This is a genomic window from Gallibacter intestinalis (assembly GCF_014982745.1).
GTDB lineage: Bacteria > Bacillota > Clostridia > Peptostreptococcales > Anaerovoracaceae > Gallibacter > Gallibacter intestinalis.
Genome location: NZ_JADCKA010000005.1, coordinates 1 through 23761 on the forward strand (window position 1 = coordinate 1; position 23761 = coordinate 23761).

Below are 23761 nucleotides of genomic sequence, written 5' to 3' on the forward strand. Positions count from 1 at the left end.
TACGGCAAAAGAGCATCATGCTATGAGATATACACAGCAGATTGGAAAAGCGAAGATGAGTATGAAAGTTGGACTCACCTTTGCTTGTATGAATATGAAGAAATTAGTAAGGATACTATCAAGAAAAAACAGTACCCTTACTGATACTTCAATTTTCAAACGATTATTGCAGTATTTAAGAAATATTGTAACTAAACCGATACCAATTATGAACTAAAGCCACCTCTAAAGTTTTATGTGGGAAAAAGAAAAAGCCCAATCTCGAAATTGAGACTGGGTCTTTGTCTACGGTCTGAACGGAACTCCGCTTTAATGGAGTTCCGTTTGTTTGTTTTATTTAGTTTATTTCATATGTTCGAGATAACGCTGTTTGGAATTATCCATATGAATCGTCATGGCAGCTATGCCGGCATCCACATCCCGTTTTCGGAATGCTTCAAATATGGCGCTGTGCTCTTTGAATACCTGCTTGAGATAGTCATCGCTTTTATTGGCGAAGGGACTTTCTGCATGCTTAAGCATTTCCTGATAGGAGGAAAGCAGGTTTTTAAGCATCCTATTATGTGAAGCCGTGTATATCATCTGATGAAAGTTCATGTTGATGACAAGCATCTTAGCCATATCGTTTTTCATGGTGTAAAATTCCATAAATTCGTAGAGCTCTTCCAGCTCTTCAAATTCTTCGTCGGTTACCCTTTCAATGGCCCATGTAATGGCCTGTATCTCATATACCTTTCTTAAAGTGAACATATCAAGATAGTCCTGTTTACTTAAGCCAAGCACGAAAAATCCGCGGTTTGGTATGCTTTCCACAAGACCTTCTATTTCAAGCTTTTGAAGAGCCTCACGGACAGGGGTGCGGCTTATGCCGTATTTGTCGCAAAGGACCTTTTCCGTAAGCTTAGAGCCGCTTGTAATTGTGCCGTTAAGTATGTCGTCTCTTAAAGTGGTATATAAGTCAGCTGAAATTGCCATTTGCTTTTCCTTCTTTCTTACGGGTTTTGCTAAAGTTTCTGTAAGATAAAATCAGTAAACTCAGCGGCAGTATTGCCTGTGCCGTCTCCCGGCATGTCTAAAGCTGCTGAAGCTTCATCCACCAGAGCACACAGTTTTTCTGCTTTATTTGTGTATCCTATATGGCGCAGCATCATTTCGCAGGCCTTAAGGAGGCTGGCAGGATTTGCGTATTCTGCAATGCCGTCCTTTACCATACGAGGAGCACTGCCGTGGATAGCTTCAAACATTGCGTATCTGTTGCCGATGTTTGCACTTCCGGCTGTACCCACGCCTCCCTGAATCTGAGCGGCTTCATCGGTGATTATATCGCCGTAGAGATTAGGAAGGATAAAAACATTGAAGTTGGAATTAATCTGATCGTTAATCAGATTTGCAGCACAGATGTCCACGTACCAGTCGTCAGTTTTGATTTCAGGATATTCCTTTGCCATTTCGTAGCATAGGCTTAGGAATTTTCCGTCGGTCTTTTTCATTATGTTCGCCTTTGTTATTATGGAAACATTAAGGTTGCCGTTGTTTTTTGCGTATTCGAAAGCCGCACGGGCAAGACGTTTTGTACCGGCATCTGTTGTTACCTTAAAGTCCATGGATATTTCATCGGAAATATCTATGCCTCGGCTGCCTAAGGCATATTCACCTTCTGTATTTTCTCTGTAAAATATCCAGTCGATATTCTTTTCTGGAACAGTTACAGGGCGAACATTTGCAAAGAGATCCAGTTCGCGTCTTAAGGTTACATTGGCACTTTCAATATTTGGAAGGCCGTCTCCCTTGCCTGGTGTTGTTGTAGGTCCTTTAAGCAATACATGACACTGCTTTATCTGTTCTAAAACATCATCAGGTACTGCCTGCATTTTTTCAACGCGGTTTTCTATGGTAAGACCTTCGATATCCCTGATTTCGATTTTGCCCGATGCTATTTCATCTGCCAGCAGCTTTTCCAGTACGGCTCTGGCGCTTTTCATAATAACCGGACCTATACCGTCACCGGCAGCGGCGCCTATGATTATTTTATCAAGAGCGGCAAAGTCGGTAGGAGTGTTGTTGGCCTTCATTCTCTCCACTCTGGCTAGCTGCTCTTCTATTATCTGTTTTATCTTTAAGATATTATCTTCCATATTATTCTCCCTTGATGAGGTTGATTTTACCTCCTGCCAGTATCATTTTCTTTTCAAGATCTGAGAAGTTGCCACGAGCTTTGTATTCCTTGCCGTTGGTCAGATTCTTAACTGTGATTGCTTCGCCGTCGAGCTGAGCAATAGCATTTTCGATTACCAATTTATGGCCTATGGCAAAGTCGTCGTAGTCTGCCGGATTTTCAAATACCAGTGGTAGTATTCCGCTGTTTATCAGATTTGATCTGTGTATTCTTGCAAAGGACTTGGCCAGTACAAATTTTACTCCCAGATATAAAGGTGCCAGTGCGGCATGCTCTCTGGAGGAACCCTGTCCGTAGTTTTCGCCTCCGACTATAGCACAAGCTCCTGCATTTTTACATCTTTCTGCAAATCCTGCGTCTATCTTTTCAAAACAGAAGTTTGAAAGGTAAGGCACGTTGGATCTGTAAGGCAGAAGTCTTGAATCCGACGGCATAATATCGTCTGTCGTGATGTTATCGCCGGCATGGAGACAAACCTCTGCTTCAACTGTATCTGTAAGATGTTCATTTCTTGGGAAAGGTTTAATGTTAGGTCCCATTTCTACAGGAGTGTTGTCTACGCTGCAGCCTTCCGGATAGATAATAAAGTTGTCGTTTTTAGGGAAGTCTGCATCCTCTATGGTTGGCATAGCCTCGCCACAGGTGCTACCGTCGGTAAGAACTCCTCTTATTGCTGAGATTGCAGCAGTTTCAGGGCTTACCAGATATACCTGGGCATCTAAAGTGCCTGATCTTCCTTTAAAGTTTCTATTGAAGGTTCTTAAGGAAACAGCTCCGGATTTAGGTGACTGTCCCATACCGATGCAAGGTCCGCAAGCGTTTTCGATGATTCTTGCGCCGGCTCCTATCATATCTGCGAGAGCTCCGTTTTCAGCCAGCTTTTTGAGTATGCGGCTTGAGCCCGGTGATATTACAAGGGAAACATCAGGATGAACCTTTTTGCCCTTGAGGATAGCAGCTACTTTCATAAGGTCTGCATATGAAGAGTTTGTGCAGCTTCCAATGGCAACCTGATCGATTTTGATTTCGCCGATGTTTGCCACAGTATCAACATTGTCAGGGCTGTGAGGCTTTGCTGCCATCGGTACAAGCTGATCAAGATCGATAACCAGAGTTTCGTCGTATACTGCATCAGGATCCGCTGCTAGAGCTACAAAGTCTTCACCTCTTCCCTGGGATTCCAGGTATTTTTTAGTGTTTTCATCACTTGGGAAAATGGATGTTGTCGCTCCAAGCTCTGCTCCCATGTTTGTGATTGTCGCTCTGTCTGTTACTGAAAGGCTTTTTACTCCTTCGCCTGTGTATTCTACGATTTTACCTACGCCGCCTTTTACGGTGAGTTCCTGAAGAACCTTGAGTATTACATCCTTGGCAGATGACCAAGGCTTGAGTTTTCCGTTAAGCTGAACGTTGATTACCTTAGGCACTGTCAAAGAATATGTGCCCTTTGCCATGGCAACAGCCACATCAAGTCCGCCGGCACCTATGGCAATCATGCCAAGTCCGCCGCCTGTTGGTGTATGGCTGTCGGATCCTAGCAAAGTTTTGCCTGGGATACCGTAGTTTTCCAGATGAAGCTGGTGGCATATGCCGTTACCAGGCTTTGAGAAAAGCACTCCGTGTCTTTTGGCTACGCTTTTTATAAATGCGTGGTCATCGGCATTTTCAAAGCCCGTCTGAAGTGTGTTGTGATCGATGTAGGCAACTGAAAGCTCAGTTTTAACCTTGTCCACATCCATTGCTTCAAGCTGTAGATAAACCATTGTGCCTGTAGAGTCCTGAGTCAGGGTCTGATCCATTTTAATGGTGATTTCAGTACCTGGAACAAGCTCTCCTGCAAGCAGATGATTTTCCAGTATCTTGTATGCTAAAGTTTTACCCATAATTACCTCCGTTCTGTGCGATTGTATTCTTGTATACAATCATATAACCCCAGTAGGTTTATGTCAATGTTTTAGAGGTATAAAAAGGAAAATAAATATATTGTAATTTAGGATTTCTTTTGTGGAATATCCAAGGCATTTATGATACAATAGCGTCCGTGAATGTAAAAAAAGAAAGAAGGGATGGATGTGCTGGGATATGTAGTTGCATATAGACCTGAGATGAAGGTCAGAGAAGCAGAATTGTATAAAGCATACTACTGCGGTGTCTGCAAATCCATCGGCAGAAGATATGGACAGATACCGAGAATGGTACTGAGCTATGATGCGGCTTTTTTGGCAGTTGTACTAGATTGTCTTGATGACGAAGGAGAAAACCTCTCTAGAGAAGGTTGCATAATAAATCCTGTTAAGAAAAAGGCCATAGCTTATTCGGATGCTATTGATTTTGCAGCTGATGTCATGCTAATACTTGCATGGTATAAATTAGCCGATGATATCAGAGATGAAGGAAATAAAAAGGCTCAGGCAATCAGCAGTATGATGAAAGGCAGATTTGAAAAACTGAAGTCTGCAAGGCCGGAGTTGTGTACCAGAATAGAAGAAAACCTGTCTGGTCTTACTAGCCTTGAAGAGAAAAAGTGTGCCAGTATAGATGCAGCGGCGGAAGCCTTTGCTAAAATAATGGAAACCATTTTTTCGGAAGGGCTAAAAACTGTCAGCGTTAGATGTGATATAAAGGAAAGCGAAATAATACTGTCAAGGGTAGGATACCATTTAGGCAAATGGATTTATCTTATGGATGCCTATGACGATATAGAGGAAAACATAGAAAGCGGTGCATATAATCCGCTGCTATACAGATTTGAGTATAAGGATGAGGGGGCAACGGCTTTCAGAGAAAGAATAAAAGAAGATGTGGAGAGAAATCTCGTAATCTATCTTTCGGAAATTGCAAAGGCCTTTGACCTTTTAGATATAAAGAAAAACAGAGGAATAATAGAGAATATAGTATATGTAGGACTTCTTAAAAAGACAGAAGAAGTGCTCGGCAAAGAAGAAAAAGGAGAAGACGATAATGATTAATCCGTATGAAGTCCTTGGAGTGAAGGAAAACGCTTCGGAAGAGGAAATTAAAGCTGCATACAGGGAGCTTGTAAAAAAATATCATCCTGACAAATATCAGAATAATCCATTGGCGGATTTGGCGGAAGAAAAACTTAGAGAAGTCAATGAGGCTTATGAAATGCTGATGAAAAATAAGGGGGCAGGTGCTTCCGGCGGTTCTTATGGCGGAGGTTCAAGAGATCCACAGTTTGAATCCATAAGAAGGGAAATAGATGCGGGCAATTTAGGTGCAGCTGAAGCTATGCTCAGTAGAATCCAAATTAAGAATGCCGAGTGGATATTCCTTTCCGGTATGATTTCATATAAAAAAGGTTGGTATGATGATGCCATGAGTAAAATTCAGCAGGCCGTAAGCATGGATCCTCAAAATCAGGAATACAGAAGAGCGTTAAGTGCTCTTATGAGCTCCGGCGGAGTATACAGAAACGCAGCAGCAGGTAGAGGATATAGATCCACAGAGGATGCTTTCTGTCAGGCACTACAGTGCTATTGCTGTCTGGATATGTGCTGTGACTGCATTTAAGTTTTAAATGTTTGTAATTGCTCTTGGGAGGAATAAAGCATGAACGGTGCTTATAAAAGAACGGACACCACGAAGCTGGCAGTATCTGCATTGTGCCTGGCGTTGACAGTAGCTTCCCTTGTGGGAGCTTCACTGATACCGGGTACAGAGATGACTTTTTATGCCATCGCAGGACTGTTTTCCGGTGTCGTTATAATGGAAAACGGATTAAAGGGAGGAGCGCTAGTCTATGTGGGGGCGCTCATTCTGTCGTTTATACTGGTGCCTAATAAATTTGCAATACTTCCTTACGGATTGTTTTTTGGGCTGTACGGATTTGTAAAGTATTATACAGAAAAAATCAGTGCGGCATGGGCACAGATTGTAGTTAAAGTTGTATTCTTCGGTGTCATATCGGCTGCTTCCTTGAAGTTTTTTAAGGGGCTTTTTCTGGGGAACATCGAGCTTCCTGATATGCCTATGGCGATAATCATCATCGGTGGAGTGATAATGTTCCTCTTGTATGATTATATTTTCACTTTAGCGGTAAATATATACAGAAAAAGGATAAAGAGAGAAAAAATTGACTTTAGGCTATCGGAGGACCAAAATGGCGATGAAGAAAGAAAAGGTCAATGAAATTTTAGATCTTTTAGAAAAAGAATATCCGGATGCGGAATGCGCCCTTGATTACGACAGTGTGTTTCATCTGCTACTTGCAGTGGTGCTGTCGGCACAGACGACAGATGTCAGTGTAAACAAGGTTACGCCGGAACTTTTTAAAAAATATGAAACTCCAAAACAGTTGGCTCAGGCCGATGAAAAGGAAGTTGCGGAGATAATAAGAACAATCGGAATGTACAGGACCAAGTCGAAAAATATCATCAACCTGGCTAAAATGCTTGTGGAAAAATACGATGGTATAGTGCCGGAGTCAGATGAGGAGCTTGTTAAGCTTCCTGGAGTAGGGCGCAAGACGGCAAATGTGGTAATGGCAGTGGGCTTTGGGCATCAGAGAATCGCTGTTGATACTCATGTGTTTAGAGTTTCAAACAGGATAGGCCTTGTAAATGAACCAGATGTTTTAAAGACAGAACTGGCCTTGATGAAGACGATTCCTGAAAACAGATGGACCAAAACTCATCACAGCCTTATTTTTCACGGAAGAAGATGCTGTACTGCAAGAAATCCGAAATGTGATGAGTGCGTTATAAAAAACCTTTGCAAAAAGAAATGCTAATCGTAAATAGACTAAAGGAGAGGTGTAATTATGAATCAGAATATAAGAAGTACAAGTAAAACAGTTGTATATACGGGACTGTTTTTAGCTCTTGGAATATTATTGCCGCAGATGTTTCATTTTCTGCCGGTGCCGGATGTAGGTAAAGTGCTTTTGCCGATGCATATACCTGCAATACTGGCCGGATATCTGTTAGGTAGCAGATCTGGAATGATAGTAGGTTTTTTGAGCCCTGTTATTTCATGTATGCTTTTCCAGATGCCGCCTGTGCTTACAATGCCGATAATGGCAGTGGAAATTATGTGTTACGGTGCAGCTGCTGGAATTGTGGGAAAGAAAATAAAAAGCGTATATCTGGGTTTAATTGTGACAATGATATGCGGTAGAATAGCCAGCGGTTTGATGTATGTAATAATGATAAACCTGCTTGGCATAGCGGGACTGAACATGCAGATGTTCTTCCTTTCCATCAGTGCGGGAGTGCCGGGTATGATACTTCAGCTGGCGCTGATACCGCCGATGGTTAAACTTCTCAGAAAGGTAAACGGTGAATACTGATATGACAGATATCAACTGTAATAACAGACATGAAACGGAAATAAATGCAGCCATTGCCAAAGAGCTTAAAAATAATTTCTTTGGTGATGATACAACCTGCGTTATATATAAAGACGGCATAATATTTGAACATACGGGAGGCAGCATAGCGCCAGTGGCAGATGCGTGGTTTTGCGGAGATCTAGAAGATGCCGTTGTGGTGGACAAGGTAATAGGTAAAGCCAGTGCAATGTTTATGGCTGATGGAAACGCTGCATATGTTCACGGCAAGCTAATAAGTGAGCCGGCGCAAAAGATTATGGAAATCAACGACATGTCATATTCATATGATGAAAAGACACCAAAGATTATAAACCGCACAGGTGACGGCCTTTGCCCTATGGAAAGCGCTGTGATGGATACGGATAATCTGCAGGATGGCATAGCTAGGGTTTTCGACAAAATGAATGAATTGGGTATGCTTTAAAGTGAAAATAAATATAAATAATATTTGAAATCGAGGCTATCTTAACCTCGATTTTGTTTTTCGCTCAAAAAAAGTTTTGGAAAGAATATGCTGCATAGTATAAATATACACGAAAAATACACAAACACGAAAGAAAATATACAAAAAATATTCGGATATGCAAAAAATATGAATAAATTTTCAAAAAATGCTTGCAAAATTATTTGTATGGGTGTATAACTATTACTGTACCCGGCAGGAGATAAAAAGACCGGTTACAAAATTAAAAAAGTTTAAGGTTAAGAAAACTTATTGCGTATCGAAAAATAGTTAAAAAGAACAAAGAGTTCGGAAAAGGAGAGAGGAAATGAAAAACTGGATTAAGAAAATTTCAATCGTATGCATGGCATTGATCATGGTAGTAGGAGTAACAGCTTGCGGAAGCAGCGATAGCGGCAGCGGCGACAGCGGTGAGGTTTATACAGTAGCAACTGAACCTACATTCCCACCGTTTGACACAACTGACGAAGACGGTAACATCGTAGGATTCGATATGGATCTTATGAATGCTATAGCTGAAGATCAGGGATTCAGCGTTGAATTTGTAAGCTACAACTTTGATGGCCTTATCCCGGCACTTCAGTCCGGAAACGCTGATATCGTAGCTGCAGGTATGTGGGCAAGCGATGAACGTAAAGCAGAAGTTGACTTCTCAGAAACTTACTTTGACTCCGGCGTTGTACTGGCAGTAGCTGATGACAACAACACAATTAATTCTGTTGACGATCTGACAAGCGATATGAAGGTTGCTTACCAGGTTGGAACAAGCAGCATGGATGTAGCTCAGCAGCTTGAAGAAGAAGGTAAGATTGCAGAAGCAGTTGGATTTGATAAGGTTAACGATGCAGTACAGGCAGTAAACACTGGTGCAGTTGATGCTCTGCTTAACGACAAGCCTGTAACTCTGGAATACATGAACCAGCAGCCTGACATCATTAAAATCGTAGGTGAAAACGTAACAACTGAATCTTACGGTATTGCAGTTCAGAAGGGCAACACAGAACTTCTTGACAAGATTAACGCAGGACTTAAGAATGTTCAGGAAGACGGAACATTTGATGAACTCCTTGAAAAATGGGGACTGGCAGAAAAATAAAAGGTTACAGTTGAATTAGTAAAGGAGAAAATCGTTAGATGCAGGATTATATTGAAGGTATAAAAATTGCATATAGCGGAGCGACGACTACACTGCTTATCAGCGGTGTAGCCGTTGTGCTTGGTCTGGTATTAGGCCTGATTGTCGCTTTATGCAGAACATCAAATGTAAAAGTGCTTAGAGGAATAGCATCGGTATATGTTGATGTACTTAGAGGTACTCCTCTGGTAGTACAGGCCCTGATATTGTATATGGGTCTTCCGATGCTGCTTCAGAGCAACGGAATAATGTTCACATGGGATACACCGGTAATTGCCAGCATAATTGCCTGTGGTGTCAACTCTTCGGCATATGTGGGAGAAATCATCAGATCCGGTCTTCAGGCTATAGATAAGGGTCAGTCTGAAGCGGCAAGGTCTCTTGGTATGTCCCATGGACAGACCATGAAACTTGTTGTAATCCCTCAGGCTGTAAAGATTATTATTCCGGCTTTAGGTAATGAGTTTGTAACTCTGATTAAGGAAACAGCGATATTGTCTGTAATTTCCGTAACAGATATAACAAGGGCAAGTATGCTGTGGGCGTCATCCACATTTGTATATTTCCCTGCTTACTTTGGTACGGCATTTGTATATCTGACACTGACAATTCCTCTTTCAAAGATAATGAATTATGTGGAAAGGAGGATGTCTACAGATGTTAAGAGTTAAGGACTTACATAAGAGCTTCGGAGACAACGAAGTGCTCAAAGGAATAGATGAAAATATAGAAAAGGGAGAAGTTGTCTGCGTTATAGGACCTTCAGGTTCAGGCAAAAGTACTTTTTTAAGATGCTTAAACCTTTTGGAGGAGCCTACTTCCGGTGAGGTATATCTGGATGATGAAAAGATAAATGATCCAAATGTGGATATAAATAAGGTGAGACAGAGATTGGGTATGGTGTTTCAGAATTTTAATCTCTTTCCTCACAAAACGGTAACTGAAAACATCACCATGGCGCCTATAAATGTGCTTAAAATGTCTCAGGCCGATGCAGTTAAAAGAGCCCATGAACTTTTGGAAATGGTTGGTTTAGCTGATAAAGCCGACGAATATCCAAAGTCCCTTTCCGGTGGACAGCAGCAGAGGGTTGCCATTGCAAGAGCCCTTGCCATGGAGCCTGAAGCTATGCTCTTTGACGAGCCTACATCTGCCCTGGACCCGGAAATGGTAGGGGATGTACTTGAAGTAATGAAAAATCTGGCTGCCGAAGGCATGACAATGGTTATAGTTACCCACGAAATGGGATTTGCCAGAGAAGTTGCAGACAGAGTTGTATTTATGGACGGCGGATATCTTGTGGAGGAAGGAACTCCGGAGGAGATATTTGACAATCCTAAGGAAGAACGAGTTAAAGATTTTCTCAGCAAGGTGCTGAATGTTTAAAGTAAATGGAGAAATAAAATGAAGTATAAAATTTTAGGCGATTCTGATTGCCCTTTAGTACATATTGAACTTATAAACGGCGAAACCGTTAAAATCGAAAATGGAGCAATGGCTTATCTTTCCAATGTGGAATTGGAAGGAAAGATGAACAGCGGTAAAAAAGGTCTTGGCGGAGTGCTTGGAGCAATCGGCCGCAGCGTAACCAGCGGCGAAAGCATCTTTATAACCCACGCTCATGGTCTTTCCGACGATGCATTTATAGGCATTGCACCGGCAACACCGGGCAAAATCGTAAGCCTTGATGTGAGCGGAGCTACACAGTATAGACTTAATACAGGAGCATTTCTTGCCTGTGATAACGGAGTTGAATATGTTATGAAATCCCAGAGCATAGGAAAAGCATTTATGGGTGGCACAGGTGGATTCTTTGTGATGGAAACTCAGGGAACAGGAAACATTTTAGTATCTGCCTTTGGAGATATACTTACAATGGAAATTACACCGGATAAACCGCTCACCATTGATAACGAACATGTGGTAGCATGGGATGCTTCACTGGATTACGATATACATGTGGCTTCCGGAACCTTCGGATTTAAGACTGGCGAAGGTGTTGTAAATGAATTCCATGGACAGGGTAAGGTGTTTATTCAGACAAGAAATATCCATAATCTGGCGGATGCTGTAAGGCCGTTTATTCCGACAGGAAATTAAAAAATATAAGCGATAAAAACAGAAGATTGACGAATCTCTCTAAGGGTTCGATACGCTTAGGGCTTTCCTTATTGGAAAGCCTATTTTTTATGATTTTTTTGGCGCTATTTATGGTATAATTTATTAGTTGTGTAAAGAAGTAATCAATGTGTGATAAAAAGATAAGAAAGATAAGTTAGGAAAGGTAGAAAAATATGGGATTAATGGAAAAAATCTTTGGTGATCTCAATGCCAAAGAAGTCAAAAAAGTAGAAAAAATAGTAGACGAAATTGAAGCCCTTGACGAAAGCATGCAGGCTCTTTCCGACGATGAGCTTAAGGCCAAAACACCGGAATTTAAAGAAAGACTTAAAAACGGTGAAACTCTGGACGATATTCTTCCAGAGGCCTATGCGGTATGTCGTGAAGCAGCAGCAAGAACTCTCGGTATGAAACACTTTAGAGTGCAGCTTATAGGTGGTGTCGTTCTCCATCAGGGTAGAATAGCTGAAATGAAAACAGGTGAAGGTAAAACCTTGGTGGCAACACTTCCTGTATATCTTAATGCCTTGGAAGGCAAGGGCGTTCATGTGGTAACTGTCAACGACTATCTGGCAAAGCGTGACTGCGAGTGGATGAGCAAGTGCTACAACTTCCTAGGACTTTCAGTGGGCTGTGTTATTCACGGTATTCCTACAGAAGAGCGTAAGGCAGCCTATCAGGCGGATATAACATATGGTACAAATAACGAATACGGTTTTGACTATCTGAGAGATAATATGGTTCTCTACAAGGAAAACATGATGCAGAGAGAACTTAACTTTGCCATTGTCGACGAGGTGGACTCCATCCTCATAGATGAGGCAAGAACACCTCTCATTATTTCCGGTAGAGGAGACAAATCCACCGATATGTATAAAAAGGCGGATGTATTCGTTAAAGGTCTTAAGGCTGAAGAGGATTTCACCGTTGAGGAAAAGGATAAACAGGTTTCCTTGACTGAAGATGGTGTTAAAAAGTGCGAAGCCTACTTTGAAATTGAAAACTTCGCCGACCCTGAAAACATGGAAGTAAACCACCATGTAATGCAGGCTCTTAAAGCCAATTACATCATGAAAAAGGATGTTGACTATATCATAAAGGACGGAGAAATAGTAATCGTAGACGAATTTACAGGTCGTTTGATGTTCGGAAGAAGATACAGCGACGGTCTGCATCAGGCTATCGAATCTAAGGAAGGTGTAGAAGTAAGATCTGAATCCAAGACCCTTGCTACAATCACCTTGCAGAACTATTTCAGAATGTATCAGAAGCTGTCCGGAATGACAGGTACGGCTAAAACTGAAGAAGACGAATTCCGTGATATTTACAACATGGATGTTGTGGTAATACCTACAAACAAACCTATTCAGAGAATCGATAACGAGGATGCGGTATATACTACTGAAAGAGGAAAATATCACGCCATTGCAGACAGAGTGGAGGCAGCCCACAGAAAGGGTCAGCCGGTACTGGTTGGTACAATCTCCATAGAAAATTCCGAGCTCATAGCTGGAATGCTTAAAAAGAGAGGCATTAAGGGCTTTAATATACTTAATGCAAAGAATCATGAAAAGGAAGCTCAGATAGTAGCCGAAGCCGGTCGTGAGGGGGCTATTACAATTGCAACAAATATGGCCGGTCGTGGTACGGACATTATCCTGGGTGGTAACCCGGAATTTGAAGCAAGAAAGGAAATGGCTAAGGAAGGCTATCCTTCCGATGTAATCGCCTTTGCGGCAACTCTTATTCCTACCGATGATCCTGAGCTTAAAGCTGCAAGAGAAGAGTTTACGAGACTTCATGATAAGTTCAAGGAAGAAAGAAAGGACGAGCAGCAGAGGGTTAGAAATGCCGGCGGTCTTTGCATAATAGGTACCGAAAGACATGAATCCAGAAGAATTGATAACCAGCTGAGAGGTCGTTCCGGTCGTCAGGGAGACCCTGGTGAAACAGTATTTTGCATTTCCATGGAAGATGAACTTTTAAGACTATTTGGCGGCGAGAGAATGCAGGCTATGGTTCAGAGAATGGGCTTTGGCGAGGATGAAGCAATCGAAGCAAAGATGATTACCCGTTCCATTGAAAACGCTCAGAAAAAAGTGGAAGGCAAGAACTTCGGAGCAAGAAAATATGTCCTGCAGTATGACAATGTAATGAACAAGCAGAGGGAAATCATCTATGGAGAAAGAAAGAAAGTTCTCTTTGGTGAGGACCTTAAGGAATATATCACCAATATGACAGGTGAACTTATTGAAAGCTGCGTGCTTCCTGTAACAGCCGGCAGCAAGTTCCCTGAGGAATGGGATTTTGAGACTCTTACAAAGAATCTCAGACGAATTTGTCCGAGATTTGAAGGAGTTGATACCAGCGAAGACCATCTGATGTCCATGACAGAGGAAAGCCTTATTGAAGAAATTAAGGAAGCCTTTGCAAAGCTTTATACGGAAAAGGAAGAGGAAATCGGTGTAGACCGTATGAGAGAGCTGGAAAGAATGATTCTCTTAAGAGTTGTGGACAGCAAGTGGATGGATCACATCGATGCCATGGATCAGCTTAAGAGTGGTATCGGCCTTAGAGGATACGGTCAGCAGGATCCTGCCGGAGCCTATGCGCAGGAAGGCTTTGATATGTTTGAGGAAATGATCGGTTCCATCAAGGAAGACACCGTGAAATTCTGCTACAATGTAACCCTTGCAACAAAGACAGAGCGTAAGGAAATTATTTCCGGCGGCGAAGAAAAGAAGGAAGATGTTGCAGAGGTTGAAAGACAGATGGCAGCAGAGCAGGCAATGGCAGCGGGAGCTCCTCAGGCAGCGCAGGTACCTGAAAGGGAAAAGCCTAAGCAGCAGCCTGTAAAGAGAGAAGAACCAAAGGTTGGAAGAAACGACCCTTGTCCTTGCGGCAGCGGCAAGAAGTATAAATACTGCTGCGGAAAAGATAAATAAAGGGGTGATTTAAATGGTTATGCTGGAAGAACTGAAGGGCAGATTGCCCCAGATGGCAGCAGACCTTAAAGAGGTAGGTGAGTCCCTTTGACCCGGCTGGGCTTAGGGAAAAGATAGACGGTCTCACAAAGGAGACCATGAAAGAGGATTTCTGGAATGACGGAGAAAAGGCTCAGGGTGTTTTAAAAAACAAAAAAGCCCTTGAGGATAAGCTAGGTGAATACGAAGATCTGGAAAAGAGCCTTGAGGACATCGAGGTTATGATTCAGCTGGCAGAAGAGGAAAACGATGAAGCTACTGCAGCGGAGGTCATCAATCTCGGTAAGGAATACGATGAGAAGTTCGAAAAGGTAAAGATAAAGACACTTCTCACAGGAGAATATGATGCCAGTAATGCGATTCTTAATATTCATGCAGGCTCAGGCGGAACAGATGCTCAGGACTGGGCGGAAATCCTTTTAAGAATGTACACAAGATACGGAGAAAAGAACGGATACGGTGTAAAGCTTTTGTATCTGCAAGAGGATACGGAGGGCGGCATCAAATCCGCAACACTTCTTATAGAAGGAGAAAACGCCTACGGTTATCTTAAAAACGAAAAGGGCGTTCACAGACTTGTAAGGATTTCTCCTTATGATTCTTCAGGCAGAAGACATACTTCCTTTGCATCGGTGGATGTAATGCCTGAAATCAACGATGAGATAACCGTGGAAATCGATCCTGAGGATTTGAGGATAGATACTTTCAGATCCAGCGGAGCAGGCGGTCAGCATGTAAATAAGACGGATTCTGCCATTAGGATTACACATATTCCGACAAATATTGTGGTGTCCTGCCAGAACGAAAGATCTCAGCATCAGAACAGGGAAATGGCCATGAGAATGCTCAAGTCAAAACTCATGGAACTGGCAGAACAGGAGCATAAGGAAAATCTTAAGGAGCTTAAAGGAGACTTTTCACAGATTACATGGGGAAGCCAGATTAGATCCTATGTGTTCCATCCATACACCATGGTAAAGGACCATAGAACCGGAGCTGAAGTGGGAAATGTAGACAAAGTGCTAGACGGAGATCTGGATTACTTTATCAATGAAGAACTTAAGCAAAAGATATAGGATACAGCATAGTTATTATCATATAAAACAGGAGAACAGATGACGGATATAGCGGCAAAAATAGCAGGAGAGTTTGGAGTTCGTGAAAGCCAGGTCAGTGCGGCAATAGACCTTATCGACCAGGGCAACACGATTCCTTTTATAGCCAGATACAGAAAGGAAGCTACAGGAGGCCTTGATGATGAAGTTCTGAGAGCCATCGACGAAAGATTGGCATATCTGAGAGGACTTGAAGAGCGTAAGGAAGAGGTTATAAGGCTTATAGATGAGCAGGGAAAACTGACAGAAGAACTTAAGGCTGAGATTATGAAGGCCGAAGTTCTTCAGAGAGTTGAAGACCTGTACAAGCCATACAAACAGAAAAAGGCCACAAGGGCGTCTAAGGCGAGAGAAAAGGGACTTGAACCTCTTGCACTCACTTTCCTTGAGCAGAAACTTACGGAAGGGGAGCCAAAGGAGCTGGCGGCGGAATTTGTTGACGCAGAAAAGGGAGTAGAAACTCCTGAGGATGCAATTCAGGGAGCCATGGATATAATCGCTGAAATGATTTCCGATGATGCAGAAATCATTGATATCATCAGAGAAAAAACCGCTGCTCATGGCATGATAAAAACAGAGGCCACAGATCCGGAGGCTAAATCCGTCTATGAAATGTATTATGATTCCAGTGAGCCTGTATCAAAGATGCCAAATCACAGAGTGCTGGCGATAAACAGAGGAGAAAAGGAAGAATTTATAAAGGTTAAGGTGGAAACCGATACCGAATCGATGGAAAGAGCCATTGCCGATAAGGTGATTACAAACAGCGATTCGATATTTACAGAGATTCTCAATGAAACTATAGCGGATTCATATAAGAGACTTATTGCGCCTTCCGTGGAAAGGGAGACAAGAAATGCTCTTACGGAAAGAGCGGAAGCTGAAGCGGTTAAGATTTTTGCTAAAAATACCGAAAAGCTGCTTATGACACCTCCTGTAAAAGGTGCAAGGATTATAGCCATAGACCCAGGCTACAGAACTGGATGTAAGGTAGCGGTAATAGATGAAACAGGAAAGCTCCTTGCTTATACGACAATTTATCCTACTAAGCCTAAGGAAGATATAGCCGGTACCGAAAGAACTCTGGAAAAACTGGCAGATAGATTTAAGATAAATACCATAGTAATCGGAAACGGTACAGCAAGCCGTGAGACCGAAGAGGTGGTTGCTTCATATATTAAAAAATCCGGAAGGGATATCAGATACACAATAGTAAATGAGGCGGGCGCTTCAGTGTATTCGGCATCGAAGCTTGCCACAGAAGAGTATCCTGATCTAGATGTAACCACGAGAGGCGCGATGTCTCTTGGCAGAAGGCTTCAAGACCCTTTGGCAGAGCTTGTTAAGATACCTACAAAGAGCATAGGTGTAGGTCAGTATCAGCATGACATAAATCAGAAAAACCTGGAAAAGGCTTTGGATGATGTTGTGGAGGATTGTGTAAACAGAGTAGGTGTTGATCTTAATACGGCTTCTGCTTCTCTGCTTTCGCATATTGCAGGTATAAGCAGTGCCGTTGCTAAAAATATAATTGCATATAGAGAGGAAAACGGTCCATTTAGCGATAGAAAGCAGCTTAAGAAGGTTCCTAAGCTTGGACCTAAAGCCTTTGAACAGTGTGCAGGCTTTTTAAGAATTTCCGACGGTAAAAATCCTCTTGATGCCACATCCGTTCACCCAGAGTCTTATGAAGCTGCTGAAAGAGTTTTAAAGACCTTGGGCATAAAGGGCGAAGATTTGGCAAAGGGCGGAGTAGCTGATATTGAGGAAAGAGTATGCACCCAGTTTGCACCAAATGAGCAGGAAAGACCAAAGAGCAGAGCGAAAGGTTTAGCGGCTTTAAAGGATATGGCTCCTAAAAAGGATAATCCGCTAAAGAATCTTGGCAAAGCTATGGATAAGATGGCCCAGGAGCTGGAAATCGGTGAATTTACCGTAAGAGACATAGTTGAGGAAATTAAAAAACCGGGCAGAGACCCAAGAGAGGATGCGCCGGAGGTTGTATTTAGAAGGGATGTAAGGGACTTTGATGACCTTGAGCCGGGAATGGAAATGACGGGAACCGTCAGAAATGTTGTAGACTTCGGGGCCTTCGTGGATATCGGTGTAAAAAATGATGGACTTGTTCATGTTTCTCAGATGAGCGACAGATTTATAAAGCATCCTATGGATGTGGTTTCCGTAGGTGATACTGTAAAGGTTAAAATCCTCGAGGTTGATAAGGAAAGACAAAAGATTTCCCTTACAATGAAGCTTAAATAAACTGATAGATAACTGATAGCTAATAGAAACGGAGATTATTATGATAGATACGGTTCTGATAGATTTTGACGGAACTTTGATGAATACCAGAGAAGGAATCGTAAATTCCTGGAAGCATCTATATAAAGTTACAAGAAACATAGAGCCTGAAGAGGAGGTTTTAAAGGTTACTTTCGGGGAGCCACTCAGAACCTCCCTTGAAAAATTCTTTCCGGAAATGGATCCCGATGATGCCCTTGCCATATATAAGGAATATCAGGCAGAACATCACGAGCAGATGATGAAGCCATTTCCCGGTGTTGTGGAAATGGTAAAAAAGCTTAAGGTCAGAGGATTTAAAGTAGCACTGGTGACATCAAGGGGAGAAAAATCCTCTGTGGAGGGCCTTGAAATGTGCGGGATTTTAAATTGTTTTGATGAGCTTATCACCGCCAATAAATGTGAAAAGCATAAACCTGAGCCGGAGCCGATTTACATGGCAATGGAAAGACTTGGCTCTGCACCGGAACATACAGTAATGATAGGTGATACCATGTATGATCTTATCAGTGCCAAAAGGGCAGGAGTCAAGTCCATACTGGTGGGATGGAATGTGCTTGATAAAAAGCCTGAGGATATGGGAGAGTATGCTCCCGACGAGATTTTGCAAAGAGCTGAAGATATTTTTGATGTTTTGGAGAAATTCTAATGCTGAACATATTTTACGGCAGAGAAGATATAGATAAATCGAAATTTATATACGAACATACGGAAGGCAAAACCATACTCATCGTACCTGATCAGTTTACGCTGCAGGCTGAGAAGGACGCCTTCTTTTATTTGCACAAGGATGCTTTTATAGATCTTGATGTTATGAGCTTTTCAAGACTGGGAAACAGAGTGCTTGATAAGGCTGGTATCAGGAAAAACTTTATAGGTTTGGAAGGCAGACAGATGCTTCTTACGGGCATAATCGCCAAGAGAAGGGAGCAGCTGGAGGTTTTTGGCGGAAGCGCCTTAAAGCAGGATTTTGTTTCCCTTGTAAACAATCTGATTTCTGAATTTAAGCAGCACGAGGTAAGTCCGGCAAATCTGAATGAAGCAAAAAGTCATATTGAGGAAGGCAGCCTTCTGCATAGAAAGCTGTCGGAAATGCAGCTAATTTTTGAAGATTATGAGGCGGCCATAAAGGACAAGTACACAGACAGCGAGGACAAAATCAGTCTGTTTGCTGAAAATATGGATAAGGCGGATTTTGTAAAAGAAAGCAGCATATGGATATATGCCTTTGATTCCTTTACTGAAAAAAATTTAACCGTAATAAAAAGCCTTGAAAAATGGGCTAAAGCGGTTAATATCGTGCTGACATATTCTGATGAAGATAAAAGCAGTGAACTGTTTGCTCTGACAGGACGCCTTATAAACAGATTTAAAAGGGATTATTCGGATGTACAAATATCTAAAATAGATGATGCATATAAAAGAAAAATGAGTCCGGATATTGCTCACATAGAAAAGGAACTTTTTACAGCAGTACCTGAAATCACAGAGAGCGCCGGTGGCATAAAAGTGGTAAGAGCCGCCAATATTTACAACCAAGCGGCGACGGCAGCTGCTCATGTTAAATCCCTTGTCAGAGCTAGAGGATATAAATACGGAGATATAGCTGTTATTTCCAATGACTTGGAAAACAAAGGATACCTGTATAAAAGAGTTTTTGAAGAATACGGAATGAAGCTCTTTATCGACAATAAGAGAGATATTACAGGTCATCCAGTTGTTATGGCAACTGTAGCGCTTTTGGATGTAGCTGAAAGATTTTATCGCAGAGAGGATGTGATGAAATACATCAAAAGCGGACTGGTGCTTGATGCAGAGGAAGCAAACAGTCTTGAGATATATGCTGAAAGATACGGCATAACCAGAGGCAGATGGATAAAACCATTTACCCTAGGGGCTGGAGTCTATGGGGATGAAGGCCTTAAAGAAATTGAAAATATAAGGAAAAAGGTAATTGAGCCTATTGAAGCTTTTTGCCAGGAATTTAAGGAGACAGAAAATCTATCGGAAAGAGTGGATGCCATAATAAGGCACATGGAAGGAAGATGTGCAGTTGTGGATAAGCTCAATGCCATGGCAGAAAGTCAGGATAAAGCAGGCATGCTGGAGCAATCTGCGCAGACCGTGCAGATATGGGATAAGATGACGGATATTTTCAATCAGATGAAAGAGATTATCGGAGATGAAAAAATATCTGCGAGAGAATTTTCAAAGTTACTTAACACTGGACTTTCAGCTGTTAAGCTGGGATTGATACCTCCGGGAGCTGACAGTCTGATTATGGGTAATATGCAGAGGACAAGACGAAACCGTGTAAAGGCTGTTGTTGTTCTCGATGCTTCAGAGGGCATGCTTCCCATGGACAGAGATGAAGCTGGCATATTAAGTGAAGAGGAAAAGGAAATCCTTGCAGAAAACGATATAGACATATGCAATATGGGAAGCTTGATGAGCATGGAGGAATCCATGGCCATATACAGAAATCTTTCCATGGCGGAGGAGCATCTTTATATGAGTTATGCGGCTTCCGACAACGAGGGAAAGGGAGTTGAGGCTTCCCAGGTATTTTCTGAAGTCTGTGAGATGCTTAAAATAAAGCCGGAAAAGGATATTTTTGCAGAGGGGAATCCAGAGAACTTTATAGGAGGCAGAGATGCTGCGGTAAATAATCTTATCGGTGCCATGAGAGAAATCGCAGAGGGAAAAGAGGAAGAAGATGAAGGCGTAAAATTTGATCAAAGGGTATGGGCTGAAGTTTTTTCATGGTTTTCCCAAAGTGAAGATGTGCAAAAAATTGCAGATGCAATTACCGAAAGATTTGGTGTAGGCAGCAGCGAAGGTGCAAGGGCAGCAGAGCTTTACAGAAAAACAGAAGAGGGAATCCTTAAGGTCAGTCCGTCACGAATGGAAAAGTTCGGTAAATGTCCTTTCGCCCATTTTATTTCATACGGACTTAGACCTGAGGAAATTAAGGAATACAAGGTGGAAGCCCCTGAAGCGGGCAGCATCTATCACAGCTGCATAATGGGAGTTTCCCAAAAACTGTCCGAAGGCCTTAAAGAAAAGGGCATGGATATAACGGATTCTAATTCTCCGTGGATGACGGTCACAAGACAGGATGTCGAGGAAATGACGGAAAAAATGCTGTCGCAGATAGCATCGGAATACAATGAAGGGCTTTTAAAACGCGGCAATGTGGAAAAATACAGGTACGAGCGAATTAAAGAAGTCTGCAACGATTCTATTTGGATGATTATAAAGCAGGTGAGAAAGGGCAGCATAAAGGATATGATGTTTGAAGCAGGTTTCGGAGAAAACAAGCAGCTGCCTGCTTTGGCTGCAACTGACAAAGTTCTCATAGAGGGTCAGATAGACAGATTTGATATTCTCAAGGACGATTACAGCAAGGTAATAGACTACAAATCAGGTAAGGACAGCTATAACGAAGCTGAGGCAAAGGCGGGAGTAAAGCTGCAGCTGTTTATATACCTGATGGCATCCTCGGGTATTGATCTTAAGCCGGGAGGAGCCTTTTACTTCCATGTAAAGGATGCGATGGTAAAAAATCCTAAGAAAACAGGCAAAAGAGACCGAGAGGCAAATCTGGACAGCGAATATAAGCTGGACGGATTCCTTTTGGGAGACAGTGGCGTTACAGAGGCCATAGACCCGGAGGGTAAAATCTTTAAAGGAAAAAACAGGATAATGAGCAAAACCGACTTTGATGCTTTGACCGGTGAAGTCATGAGTAAGGTAAAGGAAATGGCAGAGGAACTATCACAGGGAGAAATCGGCATTAAGCCTAAAAAGGTGGGTAATGTTGAAGCCTGTCAATATTGCACGTATAAGGGAATTTGCAAATTCGACCTATCTGTTGAAGGATGCAGTTACAATATGATATAATAACAAAGATATTCAGGAGGTAGAAAATATGAAAACAGAAGAAAGAAAACAGATTGCAATTGAAAGCAGAAAAAGAGGATACAGCTGTTCTCAGGCGGTAACATGCGCCTTTAAGGACAGATATGGAATAGACGAGTCAACACTTCTTAAAATCAGTGAAGGTTTTGGCGGAGGCATCGCAGGCACTAAGGGCGTATGCGGTGCAGTTACTGCAATGGTTCTGCTTGCAGGACTTGAAAATGCAGACGGAAATACAGAAAAAGTTACAAGCAAGCAGGATACTTATAAAATAGGCAGCGGATTTATGGATGCCTTTGAAGAAAAGAACGGTTCTGTAATCTGCAGCAAGCTTAAAGGCCTTGATGGCGGCGAAATGCTCAGATCATGCAACGGCTGCATAGAGGATGCCATTGAGATAGTAAGCAAGTTTATTGGTGAAGAGTAAAAGAGAGTACCGGCAATGAACAAAGTTAAATATAAAGATAGTTTATATAATCCGAGAGAGATATCTGACTTAAGAGAACTTTTGGCGGAAAGCTTTGAAACTCACGCAGATCAAGCGGCTTTCCTGTATAAGGATAAAAAAGTCGGAAAATTTGTGCCTGTTACATACAGCAGATTTGAAAAGGATATAAACGGCCTTGGTACCGCATTTATCGATATGGGTCTAAAAGGCGAAAAAATTGCCGTAATCGGTGAAAACAGCTATCCGTGGGTTGTTACATATTTTGCAACTGTAAACGGAACAGGGGTAATCGTACCTATAGATAGAGAGCTTAAGGCATTGGAAGTTGCAAACCTTCTCAGTCGTGCCGAAGTATCTGCGGTGGTATATTCCAAAAAGCTCACAAAGACCATGAATGAAGTGATGAAATACGAGGATGCCATAAAAAGCATAAAGCATTTCATACGCATGGATCTGGAAGAAGATGAAGGCTATGAGCTTTCCTTTAAAAAGCTAATAGCAAAAGGCGAAAAGCTCATTGAAGAAGGCGATAGCAGATTTAAAGACGCTGAAATAGATAAAGATGCAATGACAGCCTTGCTGTTTACTTCAGGAACAACAGGCCTTGCAAAGGGCGTTATGCTAAGCCACCGAAATATATCGGCAAATGTCTATAACATGTCAAAGTATGTGCAGATTATGGAAAAAGGCATAGGCCTTTCGGTATTGCCGATGCATCATACATATGAAATGACATGTCACATAATGACTGGGCTTTACCAGGGGATGACTCTGGCAATTTGTGAAGGCCTTAAGCACATTCAGGAAAATATGGCAGAGATTCCGGCAAATGTAATGCTGGCTGTGCCTCTCATTTTTGAAATGATGCATAAAAAGATATGGAAAAAGGTAGAAAAAGCCGGTAAGGCGGACACCTTAAGGAAAATGGTAGAGCTTTCTAAAAAGTGGAAGCTATACAATCATCCTTGGATAACAAAGAAAATCTTTGGACAGATTCACGAAGCTACTGGCGGTGCTATTTCTCTGTTTATTGCAGGGGGAGCTGCGATAAATCCTGCCGTAATTGAAGACTATCAGGCAATGGGATTTCCGATGATTCAGGGCTACGGTATGACAGAAAATGCCCCTATAATTGCGGTTAACAAGGACAGATACAGCAGACCTGCTTCCGTAGGACTGCCTATGCCGGGTACAGAGGTAAAAATCGTCGATGAAGACGAAAACGGCATCGGTGAAATCATATGTAAAGGTCCTTCGGTGATGCTGGGTTATTATCACAATGAAGAAGCTACGGCGGAGGCCATAAGAGACGGATGGCTGTACACCGGAGACTACGGATATATGGATAAAGACGGATTCCTCTATGTTTCGGGAAGAAAGAAAAGCGTTATCGTTACCAAGAACGGTAAAAACATTTTCCCTGAGGAAGTTGAATATTATCTATCTAAAAGCGATTACATCGAAGAGGTATTGGTACACGGAGTGGATGGACCGAGAAACGATGATGTTATCGTAAAGGCTGAAATATATCCTAACTATCAGTTTATAAAGGACGAAAAGGGTGATATAAGCCACGAGGAGCTTCGTGCCCTGATGCAGTCCATAATAGACGGCGTAAATGAAAATATGCCGACATATAAGAGAGTAAAGCGTTTCGGGATAAGAGAGACTGACTTTGAAAAGACGACTACAAGAAAGATAAAGAGACATCTCGAAAGCAATCTGAACGGAGGAGATCAGTAAG

20 protein-coding genes and 1 pseudogene are annotated in these 23761 nt (G+C 42.1%); 18 read left to right on the forward strand and 3 right to left on the reverse strand.

The window, feature by feature from the left end; translation table 11 throughout:
• Positions 1-217 (forward strand): annotated as a pseudogene (locus tag INF20_RS03895) (IS5/IS1182 family transposase); the annotation flags it as partial.
• Positions 218-342: 125 nt separating this feature from the next.
• On the opposite strand, the gene INF20_RS03900 reads toward INF20_RS03895, so the two are convergent.
• From INF20_RS03900 to INF20_RS03910, 3 genes are read right to left on the reverse strand one after another with little or no spacing between them, the layout of a single operon-like run.
• Positions 343-975 (reverse strand): GntR family transcriptional regulator, encoded by a 633-nt coding sequence (locus INF20_RS03900; RefSeq protein WP_226385070.1) that lies wholly within the window; start codon positions 973-975, stop codon positions 343-345.
• A gap of 29 nt (positions 976-1004) precedes the next feature.
• Positions 1005-2135 (reverse strand): isocitrate/isopropylmalate family dehydrogenase, encoded by a 1131-nt coding sequence (locus tag INF20_RS03905; RefSeq protein WP_226385071.1) that lies wholly within the window; start codon positions 2133-2135, stop codon positions 1005-1007.
• 1 nt (position 2136) lies between these two features.
• Complete coding sequence (locus tag INF20_RS03910) at positions 2137-4059, reverse strand: aconitate hydratase (RefSeq protein ID WP_226385072.1); 1923 nt, start codon at positions 4057-4059, stop codon at positions 2137-2139.
• A 189-nt stretch (positions 4060-4248) separates the two neighbouring features.
• On the opposite strand from INF20_RS03910, the gene INF20_RS03915 reads away from it, so the two are divergent.
• From INF20_RS03915 to INF20_RS03995, 17 genes are all read left to right on the forward strand, one after another.
• Entirely contained in the window at positions 4249-5145 is an 897-nt protein-coding gene (locus INF20_RS03915) for a DUF5685 family protein (protein WP_226385073.1), read from the forward strand.
• The gene (locus INF20_RS07980) at positions 5138-5710 is read left to right on the forward strand and encodes a J domain-containing protein (RefSeq protein ID WP_318959503.1); all 573 of its coding nucleotides are present in this window, start codon (positions 5138-5140) and stop codon (positions 5708-5710) included. Before INF20_RS03915 ends, INF20_RS07980 begins: the two co-directional genes overlap by 8 nt.
• Before the next feature lie 39 nt (positions 5711-5749).
• Positions 5750-6328, forward strand: coding sequence for a hypothetical protein (locus INF20_RS03925; protein WP_226385074.1), 579 nt, complete (start codon positions 5750-5752; stop codon positions 6326-6328).
• The gene (gene nth, locus INF20_RS03930; protein ID WP_226385182.1) at positions 6306-6929 is read left to right on the forward strand and encodes an endonuclease III; all 624 of its coding nucleotides are present in this window, start codon (positions 6306-6308) and stop codon (positions 6927-6929) included. Before INF20_RS03925 ends, nth begins: the two co-directional genes overlap by 23 nt.
• Positions 6930-6959: 30 nt before the next feature.
• Complete coding sequence (locus tag INF20_RS03935; protein WP_226385075.1) at positions 6960-7487, forward strand: ECF transporter S component; 528 nt, start codon at positions 6960-6962, stop codon at positions 7485-7487.
• A gap of 1 nt (position 7488) precedes the next feature.
• Complete coding sequence (locus tag INF20_RS03940) at positions 7489-7953, forward strand: DUF1893 domain-containing protein (protein ID WP_226385076.1); 465 nt, start codon at positions 7489-7491, stop codon at positions 7951-7953.
• Between the two features lie 346 nt (positions 7954-8299).
• Entirely contained in the window at positions 8300-9088 is a 789-nt protein-coding gene (locus INF20_RS03945; protein WP_226385077.1) for a basic amino acid ABC transporter substrate-binding protein, read from the forward strand.
• A 38-nt stretch (positions 9089-9126) separates the two neighbouring features.
• Positions 9127-9798 carry an amino acid ABC transporter permease gene (locus tag INF20_RS03950; protein WP_226385078.1) on the forward strand — a complete coding sequence of 224 codons (672 nt, stop codon included), beginning with the start codon at positions 9127-9129 and terminating at the stop codon, positions 9796-9798.
• On the forward strand, positions 9785-10513 hold the full coding sequence (locus INF20_RS03955) for an amino acid ABC transporter ATP-binding protein (RefSeq protein ID WP_226385079.1): 729 nt from the start codon (positions 9785-9787) through the stop codon (positions 10511-10513). Before INF20_RS03950 ends, INF20_RS03955 begins: the two co-directional genes overlap by 14 nt.
• 18 nt (positions 10514-10531) lie before the next feature.
• On the forward strand, positions 10532-11227 hold the full coding sequence (locus tag INF20_RS03960) for a TIGR00266 family protein (protein ID WP_226385080.1): 696 nt from the start codon (positions 10532-10534) through the stop codon (positions 11225-11227).
• Between the two features lie 194 nt (positions 11228-11421).
• Positions 11422-14193: a preprotein translocase subunit SecA gene (gene secA, locus INF20_RS03965; protein WP_226385081.1), complete on the forward strand. Its 2772-nt coding sequence runs from the start codon at positions 11422-11424 to the stop codon at positions 14191-14193.
• Positions 14194-14206: 13 nt separating this feature from the next.
• A protein-coding gene (prfB, locus tag INF20_RS03970) for a peptide chain release factor 2 (protein WP_226385082.1) occupies positions 14207-15308 on the forward strand; the annotation gives its coding sequence in 2 pieces (ribosomal slippage) (positions 14207-14281 and positions 14283-15308; 1101 coding nt in all).
• A 39-nt stretch (positions 15309-15347) separates the two neighbouring features.
• Positions 15348-17609: a Tex family protein gene (locus INF20_RS03975; protein WP_226385083.1), complete on the forward strand. Its 2262-nt coding sequence runs from the start codon at positions 15348-15350 to the stop codon at positions 17607-17609.
• 40 nt (positions 17610-17649) lie between these two features.
• Positions 17650-18297, forward strand: coding sequence for an HAD family hydrolase (locus tag INF20_RS03980; protein ID WP_226385084.1), 648 nt, complete (start codon positions 17650-17652; stop codon positions 18295-18297).
• Positions 18297-21551, forward strand: a complete 3255-nt coding sequence (locus tag INF20_RS03985) for a PD-(D/E)XK nuclease family protein (RefSeq protein ID WP_226385085.1) — start codon at positions 18297-18299, stop codon at positions 21549-21551. Before INF20_RS03980 ends, INF20_RS03985 begins: the two co-directional genes overlap by 1 nt.
• 28 nt (positions 21552-21579) lie before the next feature.
• Positions 21580-21996 (forward strand): C-GCAxxG-C-C family protein, encoded by a 417-nt coding sequence (locus INF20_RS03990; protein ID WP_226385086.1) that lies wholly within the window; start codon positions 21580-21582, stop codon positions 21994-21996.
• 15 nt (positions 21997-22011) lie between these two features.
• Positions 22012-23760 carry an AMP-dependent synthetase/ligase gene (locus INF20_RS03995; protein WP_226385087.1) on the forward strand — a complete coding sequence of 583 codons (1749 nt, stop codon included), beginning with the start codon at positions 22012-22014 and terminating at the stop codon, positions 23758-23760.
• Position 23761: the final 1 nt, after the last annotated feature.